This is a genomic window from Acinetobacter legionensis, from assembly GCF_057165765.1.
Genome location: NZ_CM169896.1, coordinates 3,138,996 through 3,157,190, shown reverse-complemented (window position 1 = coordinate 3,157,190; position 18,195 = coordinate 3,138,996). Strand labels below are relative to the sequence as shown.

Here is an 18,195-nt window from a genome sequence, read left to right as displayed (position 1 = left end):
ATTTCATGGGTAGATGGATTTCTCAAAATCGGATCTTTGCTAAAAGTGCTATTTATCTTGCACTTTATAGTTGTTGGATTGGGACAAGTTATGCTGCGACGGAAGCAACAACAGAACAAACAAATGCTTTACCCATGATCGTTGTCACAGCAGAAAATAATACAGAAAATAACTACACTAAAAAGAATGCCAGTACATCTACTAAACTCGATTTGAGTATAAAAGAAACCCCACAATCTGTTTCAGTGATTACACGCAAACAAATCGAAGATATGGGTGCGACAAATTTGGGTGATGCATTATTAAATACAACAGGGATTTTGCTAACAGGGGATAATACGGAGAGAACCAACTTTTCAGTTCGAGGGTTTAATGTTGGAGATGGTTGGAATTCAAATATATTGCAATATGATGGGGTTGCTGTAAATGCAAGTAATGTCACCTCATCTAAACCAGATATGGCAACCATTGAAAGTATTGAAGTATTACGAGGGGCAGCAGGGTTAATGCAAGGTTCAGGAGAACCGTCTGGTGCAATTAATCTTATTCGTAAAAAACCAACAGAAACTTTTCAAGCAAGTGGTGCTGTAAGTTATGGCTCATGGAACACAGTACGTGGAGAAATGGATGTTTCTGGTCCATTGAATCAATCTGGGAGCGTGCGTGGTCGTCTAGTGGTGGCAGGTCAAGATGGTGATTCATTTATGAAATCTGTTACTCGTGATTCTAATGTTTTATATGGAATCGTGAGCAGTGATTTAACTGAAAATACGCTATTGAATATTGGATATTCACGTCAAGGTGAACATGCAGTTCCCGTCAATACAATTCCTAACTATTTTAATGGTACTAAAATAGGCATCGATAATTCTAACTGTGGTTGTGATTACAGAGATTTTTGGGATAAAACCAATACACAAGGCTTCTTAGATATTAGCCATAAATTTGATAATGGGTGGGAAGTAAAAGCCAGCTATTTGAAGGCAAGATATGTCATGGATATGGCATTTACATCACTGGGATTATCTTCAACTACGACAAGTGCAGATAATGCTTTGGCAACTGTTTATAAGTACGGATATAACTATGAGCAAAAATTAGATATTTATGATTTTTTTGCAAAAGGTACATATCGATTATTTGGCCGTGAGCATGACCTAGTATTTGGCGCAAATCACAGCAAAAGTAATATTACAGGGGCATGGACAAGTTGGGACCAAGTTCTAGAAGATTATAGTTTGGTTGGTGGGGGGGAAACACCGACGCGTGACTATTTGTACGTCAATATCAAAAATTACAGTCCTTATCAATTACCTTATATCGCGCCACGTTATCAAAATACCAGTGTTGATCAGGTACGTCAGACAGGATTCTATCTCACCACTCGCTTAAATATTATTGATCCTCTCAAAGTTATTGCAGGTGTGCGCCAAAGCAATTATGAAAGTGTAAACGAATATAAGAAATCTAATATTTTAACACCCTACTTTGGACTTACTTACGATATCAATGATGCATTGACTGCATATGCGAGTTATACCGATACTTTTGTTGTTCAAAATGCTAAAGATCGTTATGAGACATTACTTGATCCAGTACAAGGTAATGTTTATGAAATTGGTTTGAAAGCAGGTCTTTGGGATGATCGTTTAATTGCATCAGTTGCTGGATTTAAAACCAATCAAATAAATCGGTCAATACGAGATGAAAGTTCGAAAGGTCAGTGTCCGTTTAATGGTGGTGAGGCTTATTGTAATGTTGCATCGGGTGAGGTGATCAGTAAAGGGATTGAAACTGAGATTCGTGGTGAAATTATCCCCAATCTTAATTTAAGTTTCGGCTATACATACAATACTACGGAATATACAAACGACCCTACAAATCAAGGTTTGGTTTTTAATGAGGATACGCCTGAACATATTGCACGTTTATTTGCGACCTATAAGTTTGCAAATAATTTAATCCTAGGCGGCGGTGCAAATTATCAAAGTACTTGGAAAGTGGGTCGTTATAGCGAACATCCTTATCGTCAGCCTGGATATACGATTGCTAACTTGGTGGCGAGTTATCCATTAAGTGATAAAGTGAATATTGCATTGAATATCAATAATATTTTTGACAAAGAATATTATTCACAAATTTATAGTGATGGAACTATTCGTTTTGGTAATCCTCGAAATGCAACGCTCACCTTACGCGCAAAGTTTTAAATCAATCGAAGGATGGCTGATATTTTCAGCCATTCACTAAAATAACAATCCAATTGACACCTTAAAATACACTCAAAACCTCAACAAATTTTCTTAATTAAATTTTTTATAAATTTATAGACGACTGGTCTATTATTAATTTATAGTGTGTATATGAAACGATCAGATAAAAGTGAAGCGACTCGACAACATATCTTAAATACTAGTTTTAAGTTGGTATTACATAAAGGTTTTGTCGGCGTCGGCTTACAGGAAATTTTAACGACTTGCGGTGTACCCAAAGGCTCGTTCTATTATTACTTTTCTTCCAAAGAAGCATTTGGTTGTGCGCTTTTACAGCAATACCTTGCTGATTATAAAGTGAAAATCGATCAATTAATTCTACAAGAAGAGCGGAGTGCTTATGCGCGTTTAGTTGCACTTTGGCAAGCATGGATTGATGATCCATGCCATAACGATGGTGGTTGGGCTGAGAATTGCCTAATTGTAAAACTTGCAGCTGAGGTTTCAGATTTATCGGAAGATATGCGTCAGATTTTAAATTTTGGTGTAACCAAGCTGACAGAACGCATTGCAAATTTACTTAGTGACGGACAACAGGATGGCTCAATTCCACAACATATTGAGCCTGAGAAAATGGCACAAACCATGTATCAACTCTGGTTAGGCGCAGCTTTATTGGCGAAACTTGCACAGAACAAACAGCCACTTTATCTGGCTTTAGAAACCACACAGCAATTACTAAAACCTATATAGGAACAACAAATGAAAAGTATTATTCATCATATTTTTGGCGAACCTGTCGACGTATTAGCATCAGCAGAAATGCCAAAGCCAGAGCCTAAAGCAGGCGAAGTTCGTATTAAAATGATTTTATCTCCGATGCATAACCATGATGTTTGGACGGTGAGAGGCAGTTATGGCTATAAGCCAACACTTCCTGCGATTGGGGGGAGTGAAGCCGTTGGTGTGATTGATGCTGTTGGTGAGGGTGTCGATGCTGTATCTGTTGGGCAACGTGTTGCAGTGGCTGCGGTCCATGGCAGTTGGGCAGAATACTTTATTGCACCTGCCCATAGTGTGGTTCCTTTAATTGATGCAATAGATGATGAAACCGCTGCACAATTGATTGGTATGCCGATTAGTGCACTGATGTTGTTAGATTTTATTGATTTAAAACAAGATCAGTGGCTTATCCAAAACACAGCCAATGGCGCTGTGGGTAAAACTGTTGCGATGATTGCGCACGCTCGCGGTCAAAAAGTCATTCATTTAGTTCGCCGTAGTGATGCAGTTGCAGAAATGAATGGTTTAGGTATTCAAAATGTAGTGGCGACTGATCAAGCGGATTGGAAAGATCAAGTAAAAGCGATACACGCAGATCAACCTTTAATTGCTGGGGTAGATTCAATTGGCGGTAAAGCCAGTGGTGAAATGTTGGCTTTACTCAGTGAAAATAGTGTATTGGTTTCATTTGGCAGTATGACGGGTGAACTGATGCAAATTTCATCAGGTGATCTTATTTTCAAACAAGCCACAGTAAAAGGCTTCTGGGCGAGTGTGGTCAATAAGCAATTGTCTGCTGAACGCAAAAAAGAGTTAATTGTAGAATTGTTGACTTTAGCTGCTCAGAAAAAATTGGTGTTGCCTGTTGAAGGCATCTTTAGTTTTGATCAGATTCAAAATGCGGCAGCCAAAGCCACTCAAGGTGCACGCCAAGGCAAAGTATTATTAAAACCATAAATATATTTGAGGTAGATCAGTTGTAAGACTGATCTATGACCAATTTTAAAAATAAGGAAAAAACGATGATTGGACAAATTTTAATTGCCTTAATTGCACTGTTACATGTGTATATTTTAGTTTTAGAGATGTTCTTATGGGACAAACAATACGGTTTAAAAGCATTTGGGAATACGCCTGAAAAAGCACAGCTCACCAAAGTCATGGCACAAAATCAAGGTTTATATAATGGGTTTTTAGCTGCTGGTTTATTTTGGTCTTTATGTGCACCTGCAATTTATGCATTATCACTGGCGAATTTCTTTTTAGGCTGTGTGTTGGTTGCTGGGATTTATGGCGGTATGACTGCAAGTAAGAAAATTATTTATATACAAGCGATTCCTGCAGCTTTGGCATTAATTGTCGTGAATTTGAATTACTAAAGTAAGGGGCTAACCTAGCCCCTTACTTTAAATTTATTCAAAAATAATTTGATTAAACAGCAACATCAGAGAGAACAATAAAGTTAAGCTTGGATAATGATGTTAATTTATTTATTAATATCTCTGATGTTGGCGAACTTCAATTGACTCTAATCCATCTATTCGCCTGCTTTGTAATGCGTAGGCAATTTGATCCAATCTTCACGCGATAAATAGCTGATATGCTCTGTACGGTAATCTGCTAGAAACTGATTATATTTATCTGTTTCAGTATGATGATGCTTAAAGCCACATTTTGCTTGTGCTTTATGTGACTGTTCATTATCTGCAAAGTAACCACACCATAGAGCTTGTAATTGCAAATCTTCATAGGCATGTTGCATGACTGCCTGAACAGCCTCAGGTATAAAACCATTTCCCCAAAAGGGAACACCAATCCAGTAAGCCACTTCTGCTTCATTATCTGCAATATCGAAATTACTGTCTTGCCCAATCAGTAGACCAACCATACCAATGGCTCGATTGTCATGCTTTTTTGCAAGCGCATAGACTTCATCATGTGCAAAAACTGTCTGAATATACTCTAAACTTTGTGCCTGACTTTCATGTACCGGCCAGCCCGCAATTGGCCCAACGCGTTCATCTTTTGCATATTCATATAAACTTTCTGCATCACTTTCTTGCCAAGGTCGTAAAATTAACCGTTCAGTTGTCAAAATCATATTTTAAAGTCGCTTATAAAATTCATCAAATTTCAAAAGGAACTATAGGTATTTTAGGCGCTTATTACTATTCCCAAACTTTGGCAATTTCGGTACTTTTCAAAACAAAATCATTATAATTAGGCAGATATTTAATAAATTTTATTCAAAATGCAAAGTGATCTAAATTTTCTTCATCAAAATGTAAAAGATTATCTATGGAGGACAAGTAATCTAAGTGATTCGTTAAATCAACCTTTATTGTTAGCGTATTGTTCACTTATTTTTGTCAAAGAAGGTCATGCAGATCTGAGCATTCAGTTTCAAAATTACCATCTGCAAGCAGGAGATATTCTGGTTCTTGCAGAAGATTCATTAACCCTTATAAAAAATCAATCTGCTGATTTTTCTTGCAATTATTGTATATTTAATCGCGATTTTGCTGCTGAAGTTGCCTCGCTTTTACCAAACGCTTTATTTGCATATCTTAATCAAATGCCGCATTTTTCTCCCAATGCCGAACAGGCAAGTTTAATCAAAATGTGGATATCTCAAACTGATTTTATTATAAATTCTACACAACAGCATCAGCGAATATTATTATGCAATCACTTGCAAAATTTCTTTCTGGCGCTATCTGAACTCATAAATCACAAAAAGACTTTATCTAAGAACGAGTACACAAGAAAAGAAAAACTATGTTGGAACTTTTGGGAAATGATCGCAATACACAGTCAAGTTGAAAGAGAGGTTATGTTCTATGCGCAAGCCTTAAATATTAGTCCTTATTACCTATCGCAATTATGTCAGCAGTTTTTTAATGATAGTCCTAAAACACTCATAGATCGGCAGGTGATTCTTAAGCTTAAAGAGCGACTTAAAATGAGTTCTCTCTCTATTCAAGCGATTGCTGACCAAATGCATTTTAATGATACTTCCTACATGTGTCGTTTTTTTAAAAAGCATACTGGACGTACTTTACGTCAATACCGTAAAGAAACCTAAGAAAAAAATATTTAACAAAATACTTTTAAACTTTGTACTTAATTAAAGAGCGGACATCTTTAATCAAAATGGCTGTTCTTCATTTTAAGCGATGTACAATTAGAAGGAAAACGTATATGTAAAATATCTAAAGGTATTTAATTTTTGTATTTAAGGTTAATTGTTTATTTTGAAAAATGAGAATTCAACTTATCTATTATTTTTATTATTTTCTTTAGATTGGATTGAGTTTGTTTTGGATTTTAATTGTATGTAATTTAAATAATAATCAAGAATAATCTCAATAAATATTTTTAAAATAAATTTCATCTTCTTTGATAAATACCGTTGTCTCTCTTTTTATTTTAAATTAATTTTTATGGTCGGTTTGAGTTTTTAATTAATAGCTTTGGGGGTTAAAATTTTATGGATAATTTTTTAATTTAATATTTTTAAAATAATTATCATGCTTTTTATTTATTATTTTTTTAAATTTTTTGATTAAATTATAATAAAATATAAATTTAATCTATTTTTTTGTTTTTTATTATGTGTTATCTATAATATAGATACATAAGATGCTTTTTTATTTAATTAAAAGTTTGTCTTTTTTATGGAGTAAAATATTTTTTATGCAACGAGATAAATGGTGATTAAAAAACTATCAATAGCTTGGTTTAAAGGTATTATTTTATAGAAATTATGTATTTACTTTGTATTTATTGCGTACTTAATTAAATGCTTAACTTTGAAATGTTATAAAGTTGATGATAAATAATACACACTAATTTGGAAAGGGAAATTTTTCATCAACCTACGATTTATAAAGAACTCTACTAATTAAAATTGATGTATATGATGATAGTCTACGAAAAATTTTTCATAAAGTGATGGGGGAAACTCTCATTTTTTATACAGTAAATAACCATATATCACGTAAAAATTTTATACGAATTTTGAGAAAATAAATTGATTATGAGTTGAGTGATTTCATGCAGAATTGTACTAAAGATTGTCAGCATGATCTTATATGGATTTATAAAGAGGTAAGTAGAGAAATTCATTTTTATTTGGATGTAGTGGAAAATAATTTTCTCTATAATTATTTTACTAAATTAGGTTCGCTTATCTTGCTGAGGCTTGAGGAATAAAATTTATTTTAAGTACAAAAAATGAATAATTTTATGTGATGTTATTAGGAGTAAATTATTAAATTTTAAATTAATGGAGTTTATATCTTTATCAGTTATCAGTTATCAGTTATCAGTTGTAAGTTTTTTATTTGCATGCTAAGTGCTATGTTTTCACAAATTTTCTTCATGAAATTTAATGATTTTTTTGGCTGGTATTTAAGTAACTATAAGACTTATAGTTAAATAAAATAGAGTCTATTTATGAAAATTCTTTATTATCTTGATTTTTAATTTTTTTTTAGTTTTTTAATTTAAATTTTAGTAATGATTTTTAGTTGAGTCTTGAAAATATTTTTATAGGTGTTTTGATTTTTATTATTTAGAATTATTCCTAGTAATTTCTGAAATATTATAGGAGATGCAATATTTTTAATTATTTTAAATGGGAGCTTTATGTTGTGAAAACCTTTTTTAAGTTCTAGATTAATTGGATTTTAAAGTTATTAGTATAATAGAAAAAATATTCAAGAATTTTATGAGATAGGTATTGAGCTAATCTTTAAATATCGAATGCTAAAACCGCTTAATTTTAAAATACTTATATATTAACACTGTATGGAGGTGATGTCATTAAAGGTAAAATCGTCTTAAAATGTCAATATGCATGTTTGGATGAGATATTAAAATTAACATTTAGTATTACTCTGAATAGCTGAGCTAGATTTATAGGAACATGAACAATTTTTATTGTATTTATAAGGCGACGTAAAGTGTCGTTTAAAATTAAAAAAGATTGGAAATTTAGAATGTTTCAACTAAATTGGTCTTATAAAAACTTTATGACTACTAATAATATGGAACAACTTAACCCATCAGATTTAAAAGCAATTCTTCATTCGAAAAGAGCCAACCTATATTATTTAGAACATGCACGGGTGATGCAAAAAGATGGCCGTGTTTTATATTTAACCGAAACAAAAAATGAAAACCAGTACTGGAATATTCCGATTGCCAATACAACTGTGATTTTGTTGGGAACTGGAACGTCGATTACTCAGGCTGCAATGCGGATGCTCTGTAGCGCAGGTGTTTTGGTCGGTTTTTGTGGCGGTGGAGGTACACCTTTATTTTCAGGCAGTGAAGTGGAGTGGTTAACACCACAAAGTGAATATCGTCCAACTGAATATATGCAAGGCTGGATGAGCTTTTGGTTTGATGAAAAGAAGCGTTTAGATGTGGCCAAACAATTTCAAGTTGCGAGGGTTGAATATATTCGTAAAGTTTGGGCAAAAGATCGGGACTTACAAGCAGAAGGATTCTATTTAGATGATCAGGATATTCAACAGGCTTTAAGTGGTTTTGAAAAGAAGATTCCCAATATGACCAAAGTTGGCGATTTACTTCTGGCAGAAGCGCAGACCACCAAGCAGCTTTATAAAATCGCGGCAACACGTTGTAAACTCAAATTTGAACGAAATGCTGAATATGGTGATTTAGCCAATGATTTCCTCAATCATGGTAATTATTTAGCCTATGGTTTGGCTGCAACTACACTTTGGGTCTTAGGTGTCAGTCATTCATTTGCAGTTATGCATGGTAAAACTCGGCGTGGTGCTTTGGTTTTTGATATAGCTGATTTAATTAAGGATGCGGTGGTGTTGCCGTGGGCATTTATTTGTGCCAAAGACGGGTTAAAGGAGCAAGACTTTAGAGCATTGCTGTTACAGAAATTTACACAGCATAAATGTCTTGATTGGATGTTTGATCAGGTGAAGTTGCAAGCTTGCAAAAATCATGATGAAAAGGATGAAGCATTATGATCGTAACCTTTATTTCCCAATGCGAAAAGAAAGCACTTTCTCCAACGCGTCGTGTATTGGATGCATTTGCTGACCGAATTGGTGATAACACTTGGCAAACGGTGATTACCGAAGATGGTTTAATTGCAGTTAAAAAGTTGCTTAGAAAAACAGTGACTAAAAATACAGCGGTGTCTTGCCATTGGATTCGGGGGCGACGTCGAAGTGAGTTATTGTGGATTGTTGGGAATAGAAATAAGTTTAATGGACAGGGAATTGTTCCTGTAAACACGACCAAGACAAGCCTTGCTCAAAATAAATGGGAAAATGACTGGCATTATTTGCCTTTAATTAAAGCACTAGTGGCTGTGTCTGCCTTATTACATGATTGGGGGAAGGCAACGGTTTTATTTCAAAAAAAATTATTGGAAAAAAATAATCAGTTTAAAGGTGATCCTTTACGGCATGAGTGGATTTCATGTTTATTGCTAAATGCTTTAGTGCATTCATCTGGCAATATTGAGTCAGATGAAGCATGGCTAAAATTATTGATACAACAAAGTTGGGATGAAGAACTTCTCAAGCAAACAATTAGCAAAAACTCAGATCAATCTAAAGTTTTGGACCAACTTCCGCCTTTAGCACAATTGGTTGCATGGTTGATTGTATCGCATCACCGTTTACCTGCGTTAAAAGAAGAACAACGACGCAAAGAGTATGCTGAAGTTAATAAAGAAACGGTTACAAGTTTATTTAAAAGCATTAAAGCAGATTGGGGTTATCAAAATAAATTTGATGAAGATGACTATAAACAGCGATTAAAACTTTGTTTTGAGTTTGATCAAGGGTTATTAAGTCAGTCTACTGAATGGACAAAGCAAATCAAAAAATGGTCAGCACGTCTATTACAAGCATCTGATGCCACAGACCAAGTTTTTGCAGATGGTAGTTGGCGGGTCATTTTACATCATGCCAGATTGTGTCTCATGTTGGGTGATCACTATTATTCCTCTTGTAATGCCGATATAAATTGGAAAACCAATTTATCGTTGAGAGCAAATACTGATCCGAAAACCAAACAAGCCAAACAGTTTTTAGATGAGCATCTTGTTCGGGTCACTGATAATGCAATGAGAGTTGCACAATCACTAAGTCGTTTGGCAGATGAGATGGAGCCAGCTTATGATATTCAAAAATTAAAAAAGAAGAGCCCTCAAGGTTTTGAATGGCAAGACCAAGCAGTAAAGGGCATTCAACAATTTATTCAAAAAAATGAAAGTGCTGTAAATCAAGGCTGGTTTATTGTCAACATGGCGAGTACTGGTAAAGGTAAAACCATTGCCAATTCCAAAATTATGCAAGCCTTATCTAAAGATGCTCAATCATTACGCTATATTCTAGCTTTAGGGCTCCGGACATTAACCTTACAAACAGGTGATTCTTACCGCCAAGATATTGGTTTAAGTCATGATGAGCTTGCGGTTTTAATTGGTTCAAAAGCTATTCAGGAACTGCATCATCAAAATAAAAAAGAACATCATCAAGATGAGTTTCATACTGTTGAAGAAATAGGTTCAGAATCATTAGAAGCGTTATTAGACAATGAATTGAATTATGAATCTATGCCACAAGCAGACTTTATGAATGCATTATTTCCACAACACCAAGAGGAACGAAATAAAGCCTTTTTATATAAGCCTGTTTTAGTCTGTACAATTGACCATATTATGGCTTCTACAGAAACCAAACGTGGTGGAAAATATATTTTACCAAGTTTAAGGCTTTCATCTTCCGATTTGGTGATTGATGAAGTCGATGATTTTAATGGTCAAGACTTAATTGCAATAGCTCGGCTTATACATTTAGCTGGAATGTTAGGTCGAAAAGTGATGATTTCTTCAGCAACGATTCCACCTGCTTTGGCTGAAGGTTTTTTTAATACATATCAGCAAGGTTGGGCCTTATATTGCGCATTTAAGAAATTAAAGAATGTAGATATTGTTACGATGTGGGTTGATGAGTTTAAAACACAAATTCAAACAATTGATTTGGCTCAGCAAAAAGAGGCAATACAACAATATAAAAATGCACATGATCAGTTTGTAGAACTTCGTGCAGCTGGTTTAAGTAAACAAATAATTAAGCACAAAGCTTATCTTGTTGATTGCTCAGATATTGTTGCAGAAAAAGAAATCCAGCGTATAGATCAAAGTTTACAAGCTGAATATTTTAAACGGATTCAACAGAATGTTGAACATTTACACTATGACCATCACAGTATAGATGTTAAAACTGGGAAAAAAGTTTCTTTCGGTGTCATACGAGTTGCCAATATTTCCCCATGCGTTGCTTTAACTCGATCTTTACTTAAGACCGAATGGTCACAAGGTATTACACCTCGTGTGATGGCATACCATAGCCGTCAAGTTTTATTGTTACGCAGTAAACAAGAACAACATTTAGATCATATTTTAAAACGTAAAGAAAAAGCAGGGGAACAAGCAGCTGCATTTTCAGATGAGGTGATTCGTCAACATTTAGATTCGACGACTGATGAAAATGTCATTTTTATCTTGGTTGCCACACCTGTGGAAGAGGTGGGACGAGATCATGACTTTGATTGGGCAATTGTTGAACCCTCTTCTTATCGCTCGATTATCCAATTGTCTGGACGAGTTTTACGACATCGCAAACGAGATGTAGACATTCAAAAACCAAACATTGCCTTATTGCAATATAACTTAAAAGGCTTGCACCGAGCTAAAGTTGCCTTTGAGAAACCTGGTTTTGAAGTTAATTCTGCTAAAGGAAACTTTATATTAGAAACAAAAAATTTATCAGAATTGATTGATCCTGAACATTTACAACAAATTAATGCCATTCCAAGAATCAAAGCAAATCAGCCACTTCAATCCATAAAAAAATTGGCAGATTTAGAGCATGCTGTAATGGCAGATGCCTTAACTTCATATAACAAAGTCGGCTCAAAACCACTCAATGCTTGGTTAACACAAAAATGGTTTTTAACAGCTTTGCCTCAGCAATTTAATCCGTTTAGGCAAAGTTCAGCTAATATTCAGCTTTTCGCAATCTGGAAAAATCACAGGCTTATATTTTGTGAAAAAGATGATTTTGGGAGGTATATTGATCGAAGTGGTTTATACAAGATTCACGAGATTGACTATTCTAAATTGAGTGAATTAGAACAACAACGATTATGGTTGAATCGAGATTATCACGACATCTTACGTCGTTTAGCACTTGATAAATTTCCTGAAAATGAAGATATTGAGGAAAAGATAGAAAGATTATCAGAGCGTTATGGGGAGATTATGCTGCCCGAATATGACGAAGATAAGCAACTTATATATTCAGAACAGTTTGGACTTATTGTTTTAGATCAATAATTAAAGAGGGAAGCATGACAGAACATATTCATCATTTTTTAAATGAACGAAAAGATCTTTGGTTGAAAGACCGTTTAAAAAAAGCAGAAAGTGAAAATGTAATTGCAGAATTACAACGTCAAGCAGATGATAAATTTAGTTTGAAAGTGTGGTTACCTGACGCAGCAAAACGTGTTGCGCAGCTTTTTATGGTCAGTCATCCAAGTAAATTTAGTCATCCAAGCGCAAAAACCTCAAGTGTTATTGCTCAAGCGAAACAGCAAAATGATGGTTATTTACGCAGCGGAAATGTGAACTATTCATTCGATGTATTTGGCAATGCGGCTGCAATGGACGTATTTAAATTTTTATCTTTACCGCTGACAGAAAAACTTACGGTATTAGAAGGTTTTGAACAACAAGATGAAGATTTAAAAAAGTTGCTTGTGGATGATGACTTAAATTTTGAGTCATTCAGTACGGCATTTTTAAAAATAAAAGCAACAGACACATCAGTAAAAACTGATCACTTAGTGAAACAGGTTTATTTCCCCATTGGTCAGGGTGAATACCATTTATTATCGATTTTAACCCCATCAGGACTGGTGACTCGATTAAAACAAACAATAGATGAAATACGTTTTTCAGAAACCACCAAACAAGCCAAGGAACTTCGGAAGAAAAATGAGCATCATGCTGAGGGATATGCGGATATTTATGAGCTTACAGTAACTGCTTATGGCGGCACACAACCTCAAAATGTCAGTGTTTTAAATAGTCAAAATGCAGGGCGAGCTTATTTATTATCTAGTTGTCCGCCAGTGCTTGAAAAAAGAGCAATTCGACTACCGAAAACAGATTTTTTTGCACAATGTTTATATCGAAAGAACTATCAGGAAAGTTTTGTTCAATTGCATAAATTTATGCAGTTGGATCTAAATAATATTGATATTCGCACTGCTATACGAAATATTATTCAGTTTGTTGTTGATCAAATATTATTACAAGCACATAGAACTAGAGAATATTCAGTTGAAGGCTGGTCAAATCAGACTTATTACTTAAACCTACCTAAACTTCAGCGTATGTGGTTGGATAGCATTTATAGCGCAGAGAGGGCAGATGATACTGATTGGCGTGATGAGTTAAGCCGAGAAATTGCGCGCTGGATAGTACGAAGCTATGAAAAACTGATTAGTGATGCCTATACCTTGGGAACTGCTGAGTTGCTTGATGTAAAACTACGGGTTGAAAAATCATTGCAACAAGCAAAGGAGTATTTTTAATGCGTCATTTTTTATTGATTCCTCATTTAAAGCTTCACAATGCCAATGCAATGAGTAGTCCTTATACCATTGGATTTCCAGCGATGACGGCTTGGCTGGGCGCAGTTCATGCCTTGCAGCGTAAGTTAAAAAGTAAAAACTATGACATTTCTTTAAACAAATTGGCAGTGAGTTGTCATGACTTTAATTTGCAAACCTATAAAGGGCGAGGAGATTTTGTTCATTCGATCGTGGCTACAGCGAATCCTTTAGATAAAGATGGTAGTAGACCAGCTTTTATTGAAGAAGCACGTTGTCATTTGGAGGTGTCTCTTTTAATTGAATGTCAAAATATAGATCCAGATGAAAAAGAACAATTTTTAGAGGATGTTTATAAGCTTATTTGTAGTATGAAGTTTGCTAGTGGAGATGTTTTAGATGTTAAAAACTGCCAAATACTGCAATTTGATGAAGATGAACATCAGGATCGGGAATTAAAGCCAATTTTAAATAAATTGATGCTTGGACATGTGCTGATTGAGCGTCGAGATTTAGTGATCGAAAGTATGAATGAAGGTAAAAATGCTTTGGATGCTATTTTAGATTATTTAAAAGTCACACACAGTTCTGAGATTGATGATGACGATAAAGTGATATGGGCATCAAAACGAAAAGTACAGGGGTGGTTGGTTCCAATTACCGTAGGCTTTCAGGGGATTTCTAATTTGGGGCTGGCGAAAAATCAACGTAATGCCAGTACACCACATCGTTTTGCTGAAAGTGTTCTTACATTAGGCGAATTTGTAATGCCTTATCGTATAGAACATATTGATCAATTGTTATGGCAATATCATGTTGACTTAGAAAACAATTTATATCTTTGCCAAAACATCACAACAAACTAATTTGATATCAAAAAGAGGAAAAACTCATGGCTAAAAATGAAAAAGCGGTTGCAAGTGTGCTCGCATTTGAAAAGAAACTTGTCCCATCTGATGGTTATCTCTATGGTACGAGTTGGGAGAAACGCACTGAACAAACAGCATTAAAACTAATCGAAAAATCAGTGCGAGGGACAATTTCAAATCGCTTAAAACCCGCTGTAGCAAGTGATCCATTAAAATTAAATGCAGAAGTTGAAAAGGCAAATTTACAAAAAGTAGATGCATGTGCTTTAGGTGAAAATCAAGATACTCTAAAAGTTTCATTCACACTTAAAGTTTTAGGTGGTGTTGAAAATCCATCTGCTTGTAATAACGAAAGTTTTTTAAATTCATATCAATTTGCTGCTAAAAATTATATTGAGCAGTATGGCTTTAACGAGCTCGCTAAACGTTATGCATTAAATATAGCAAATGCGCGTTTTTTATGGCGTAACCGTGTAGGCGCTGAAAAAGTTGAAGTTGTTGTAACGATTAATGATCAACCTGCGATTACATTTAATGCCTTAGCATACCCATTAAATGATTTTGATCAAGCGGATGAAAAAGTACAAGTTTTAGCAGATCAGATTGCAAAGGCATTAAAAGGTGAAACAGCTTATTTATTGATTAAAGTTGATGCTTATGCACTGGTGGGTAAAGCTCAGGAAGTTTATCCAAGTGAAGAGTTAGTACTAGATAAAGGTAAGGGAGACAAAAGTAAAATTCTTTATCAGGTTAATGATGTGGCAGCAATGCATTCTCAAAAAATAGGGAATGCATTACGTACTATTGATACGTGGTACCCTGAATTTGATGAGAAAAAAACGGCAATTGCAATTGAACCATATGGAGCCGTAACCAATCTTGGAAAAGCTTACCGTACACCAAAAGACAAAAAAGACTTTTTTACCTTGTTCGATAAATACGCTTTAGGTGAGTCTTTAGAAAATACAGAGCAAGAACATTATGTTATGGCTGTTTTAGTTCGTGGTGGTGTATTTGGTCAAAGTGCTAAGGACTAATAATGAAATGTTATCAAGAAATCACACTGATTGATCAGGCTGAGATTTCGCCATATTTTCTTTGGTCAAAAATCTATACTCAGCTGCATATCGCTTTTACTGAACAGTCGGATGAGCAGCAAAAGATCCGTTTTGGTGTATCTTTTCCTCAATATGTTTACGAGAAGATAGAAGGCAAGAAATCTCGTATTGGTATTGGTAAAAAAATACGCATATTTGCCCAATCAGAAGCAGCACTGGAAACGTTGAATATAAGAAAATGGTTAGATCGGTTTCCTGATTATGTGCATATCACAGGTGTGCGGCCTGTTCCTGAAAAAGTAATGAGTTACGCAATTTATAAACGTAAACAAGTTAAAACCAACGCTGAACGTTTGGCTCGCCATCGAGTGAAAAGAGGAGATATCAGCTTTGAAGAAGCATTGAGCCGTTATCTTCAAGTAGTGACAACAACTGATTTGCCTTATGTACAGATGCTAAGTTTAAGTACATCGGATGAACAAGATAAAAAGCGTTTTAAGCTATTTATAGAAAAGCAAATCACTGAAAAATCTGAAACTCAGGTTTTTAGTACATATGGATTAAGTTCTATGTCTACAGTACCTGAGTTTTAACCCAATATTTTTTCACTCTTTAACAGTTTAATAAAATCAATAAGTTATGATTGTGGGTTGAAACTTTGGTCTTTTATAGGTTTTTAGTCTTAACTCACTGTTATAACTTTATTTTTTGTTTTAAAATTATAGTTCACTGCCGAGTAGGCAGCTTAGAAAAGAACAAGAATATGAATTCATCGGTTTAAAGCGTTCACTGCCGAGTAGGCAGCTTAGAAAATTGCAACAACATCACACGCAACAATTTGACAGTTCACTGCCGAGTAGGCAGCTTAGAAATCCAACAGACAAATATGTCCAGAGAACAAAAAGTTCACTGCCGAGTAGGCAGCTTAGAAATGCACCGGATAGAACATTTTTTAATGTTCCTTGTTCACTGCCGAGTAGGCAGCTTAGAAATGTATTGCACTCTGTTCCTTGTGATGAATACGGTTCACTGCCGAGTAGGCAGCTTAGAAAAACACAAAACAAAACTGCTCAAAAAAGCATCAGTTCACTGCCGAGTAGGCAGCTTAGAAAATTGGTGACTTTAGCTTGTAAATGCGGTTCTAGTTCACTGCCGAGTAGGCAGCTTAGAAAATATAGTCCAAAACCGGTTGCACCATATTCTGGTTCACTGCCGAGTAGGCAGCTTAGAAATATAAATGGTCAGAATATGGAATTAAAAAAGTGTTCACTGCCGAGTAGGCAGCTTAGAAACACAACGGAAAGATTTAAAATTCTATTGTGTCGTTCACTGCCGAGTAGGCAGCTTAGAAAAGCAGGAACGATCTACACCAAATCAATTACATGTTCACTGCCGAGTAGGCAGCTTAGAAAAACAGACAACGTTAATTTCTGTACTAATTATCGTTCACTGCCGAGTAGGCAGCTTAGAAAACATTAACCGTGTGTATACGCTTTTCACCTTTGTTCACTGCCGAGTAGGCAGCTTAGAAAATGAAGACATATGTTGCTTTGTTACCAACACAGTTCACTGCCGAGTAGGCAGCTTAGAAATTAGATCGTTGTGGTTTTAAGTATGAACAACAGTTCACTGCCGAGTAGGCAGCTTAGAAATAATACAGTTAATTTTTTGCTTTCTAAAAACTGTTCACTGCCGAGTAGGCAGCTTAGAAATTAGATATAATATTCATTTAAAAAACCTCCTCGTTCACTGCCGAGTAGGCAGCTTAGAAAATCGACTTGAACTTGCCCATGATTAATTGTACGTTCACTGCCGAGTAGGCAGCTTAGAAATTCGCAAGAAGCATGCTTCCTATAGGCTCTTTGTTCACTGCCGAGTAGGCAGCTTAGAAAAGCAAGATCAAGTTGACCGTTGATTGGATCAGGTTCACTGCCGAGTAGGCAGCTTAGAAAAAGAAGTTTAATTGCTTGAGGTACTGTTATAAGTTCACTGCCGAGTAGGCAGCTTAGAAAAAATTACATCAACAGGTTCGACGGGCCTAAACGTTCACTGCCGAGTAGGCAGCTTAGAAAAATGTAGTTGTTTTGGCTTCCTCGCAACTTAAGTTCACTGCCGAGTAGGCAGCTTAGAAAAATGCCGGGCATGATGCCGATCGAACAGATTCGTTCACTGCCGAGTAGGCAGCTTAGAAAGTGATGAATTAAGTCAAGATGACTTAGATGACGTTCACTGCCGAGTAGGCAGCTTAGAAAATGAAATACAATACATTCTTATTTTCTATGCTGTTCACTGCCGAGTAGGCAGCTTAGAAAGACATAAGCAACTCAGGATTAGTGTTAAAATCGTTCACTGCCGAGTAGGCAGCTTAGAAAGCCCATACCATCCATCATATTGCCCCAGTCGAGTTCACTGCCGAGTAGGCAGCTTAGAAAATATCCTGACAACGTAACACCGCCTACTGACGGTTCACTGCCGAGTAGGCAGCTTAGAAAATGATCAAGTGGTAGAGCTTTGCAAGGGTAAAGTTCACTGCCGAGTAGGCAGCTTAGAAATTTACAAGAAATCTTTACAATGTTTTTACTGTGT

Annotated in this window: 12 protein-coding genes and 1 CRISPR repeat array (1 of these 13 cut by a window edge); of the genes, 11 read left to right on the top strand and 1 reads right to left on the bottom strand. The window is 35.4% G+C overall.

Annotation, left to right across the window (positions count from 1 at the left end; all coding sequences use genetic code 11):
- Positions 1-5: 5 nt before the first annotated feature.
- The 4 genes from AC2G3J_RS14405 (at position 6) to AC2G3J_RS14390 (ending at position 4,375) form a co-directional block, all read left to right on the top strand.
- Positions 6-2,210 carry a TonB-dependent siderophore receptor gene (locus tag AC2G3J_RS14405; protein WP_483770177.1) on the top strand — a complete coding sequence of 735 codons (2,205 nt, stop codon included), beginning with the start codon at positions 6-8 and terminating at the stop codon, positions 2,208-2,210.
- Positions 2,211-2,363: 153 nt separating this feature from the next.
- A complete protein-coding gene (locus tag AC2G3J_RS14400; RefSeq protein WP_262085351.1) occupies positions 2,364-2,966 on the top strand; it encodes a TetR/AcrR family transcriptional regulator in 603 nt (200 codons plus the stop codon).
- 9 nt (positions 2,967-2,975) lie between these two features.
- Entirely contained in the window at positions 2,976-3,953 is a 978-nt protein-coding gene (locus AC2G3J_RS14395; RefSeq protein ID WP_336952654.1) for a zinc-binding dehydrogenase, read from the top strand.
- 65 nt (positions 3,954-4,018) lie between these two features.
- Positions 4,019-4,375, top strand: coding sequence for a DUF1304 domain-containing protein (locus AC2G3J_RS14390; protein WP_336952653.1), 357 nt, complete (start codon positions 4,019-4,021; stop codon positions 4,373-4,375).
- Between the two features lie 158 nt (positions 4,376-4,533).
- Here the strand turns inward: AC2G3J_RS14390 and AC2G3J_RS14385 are convergent, their stop codons facing one another.
- Positions 4,534-5,097, bottom strand: a complete 564-nt coding sequence (locus tag AC2G3J_RS14385; RefSeq protein WP_483770176.1) for a GNAT family N-acetyltransferase — start codon at positions 5,095-5,097, stop codon at positions 4,534-4,536.
- A gap of 150 nt (positions 5,098-5,247) precedes the next feature.
- Between AC2G3J_RS14385 and AC2G3J_RS14380 the strand changes: the two genes are divergently transcribed.
- The 7 genes from AC2G3J_RS14380 to cas6f all read left to right on the top strand — a co-directional run bounded on the left by AC2G3J_RS14380 (position 5,248) and on the right by cas6f (position 16,202).
- Positions 5,248-6,081, top strand: a complete 834-nt coding sequence (locus tag AC2G3J_RS14380) for a helix-turn-helix domain-containing protein (protein ID WP_419360922.1) — start codon at positions 5,248-5,250, stop codon at positions 6,079-6,081.
- 1,966 nt (positions 6,082-8,047) lie between these two features.
- A complete protein-coding gene (gene cas1f / locus AC2G3J_RS14375) occupies positions 8,048-9,013 on the top strand; it encodes a type I-F CRISPR-associated endonuclease Cas1f (RefSeq protein WP_483771082.1) in 966 nt (321 codons plus the stop codon).
- Positions 9,010-12,399: a type I-F CRISPR-associated helicase Cas3f gene (gene cas3f / locus AC2G3J_RS14370; protein WP_483770175.1), complete on the top strand. Its 3,390-nt coding sequence runs from the start codon at positions 9,010-9,012 to the stop codon at positions 12,397-12,399. The genes cas1f and cas3f overlap by 4 nt, the downstream gene beginning before the upstream one ends.
- 14 nt (positions 12,400-12,413) lie before the next feature.
- On the top strand, positions 12,414-13,664 hold the full coding sequence (gene csy1 / locus AC2G3J_RS14365) for a type I-F CRISPR-associated protein Csy1 (RefSeq protein WP_483770174.1): 1,251 nt from the start codon (positions 12,414-12,416) through the stop codon (positions 13,662-13,664).
- Positions 13,664-14,548 (top strand): type I-F CRISPR-associated protein Csy2, encoded by an 885-nt coding sequence (csy2, locus tag AC2G3J_RS14360; protein ID WP_483770173.1) that lies wholly within the window; start codon positions 13,664-13,666, stop codon positions 14,546-14,548. The genes csy1 and csy2 overlap by 1 nt, the downstream gene beginning before the upstream one ends.
- 26 nt (positions 14,549-14,574) lie before the next feature.
- Complete coding sequence (gene csy3 / locus AC2G3J_RS14355; protein ID WP_483770172.1) at positions 14,575-15,588, top strand: type I-F CRISPR-associated protein Csy3; 1,014 nt, start codon at positions 14,575-14,577, stop codon at positions 15,586-15,588.
- A gap of 2 nt (positions 15,589-15,590) precedes the next feature.
- Positions 15,591-16,202 carry a type I-F CRISPR-associated endoribonuclease Cas6/Csy4 gene (gene cas6f, locus AC2G3J_RS14350; protein WP_483770171.1) on the top strand — a complete coding sequence of 204 codons (612 nt, stop codon included), beginning with the start codon at positions 15,591-15,593 and terminating at the stop codon, positions 16,200-16,202.
- 131 nt (positions 16,203-16,333) lie between these two features.
- Positions 16,334-18,195: direct repeats of the CRISPR family, unit length 28 nt; unit sequence GTTCACTGCCGAGTAGGCAGCTTAGAAA; it runs 387 nt beyond the window's last position.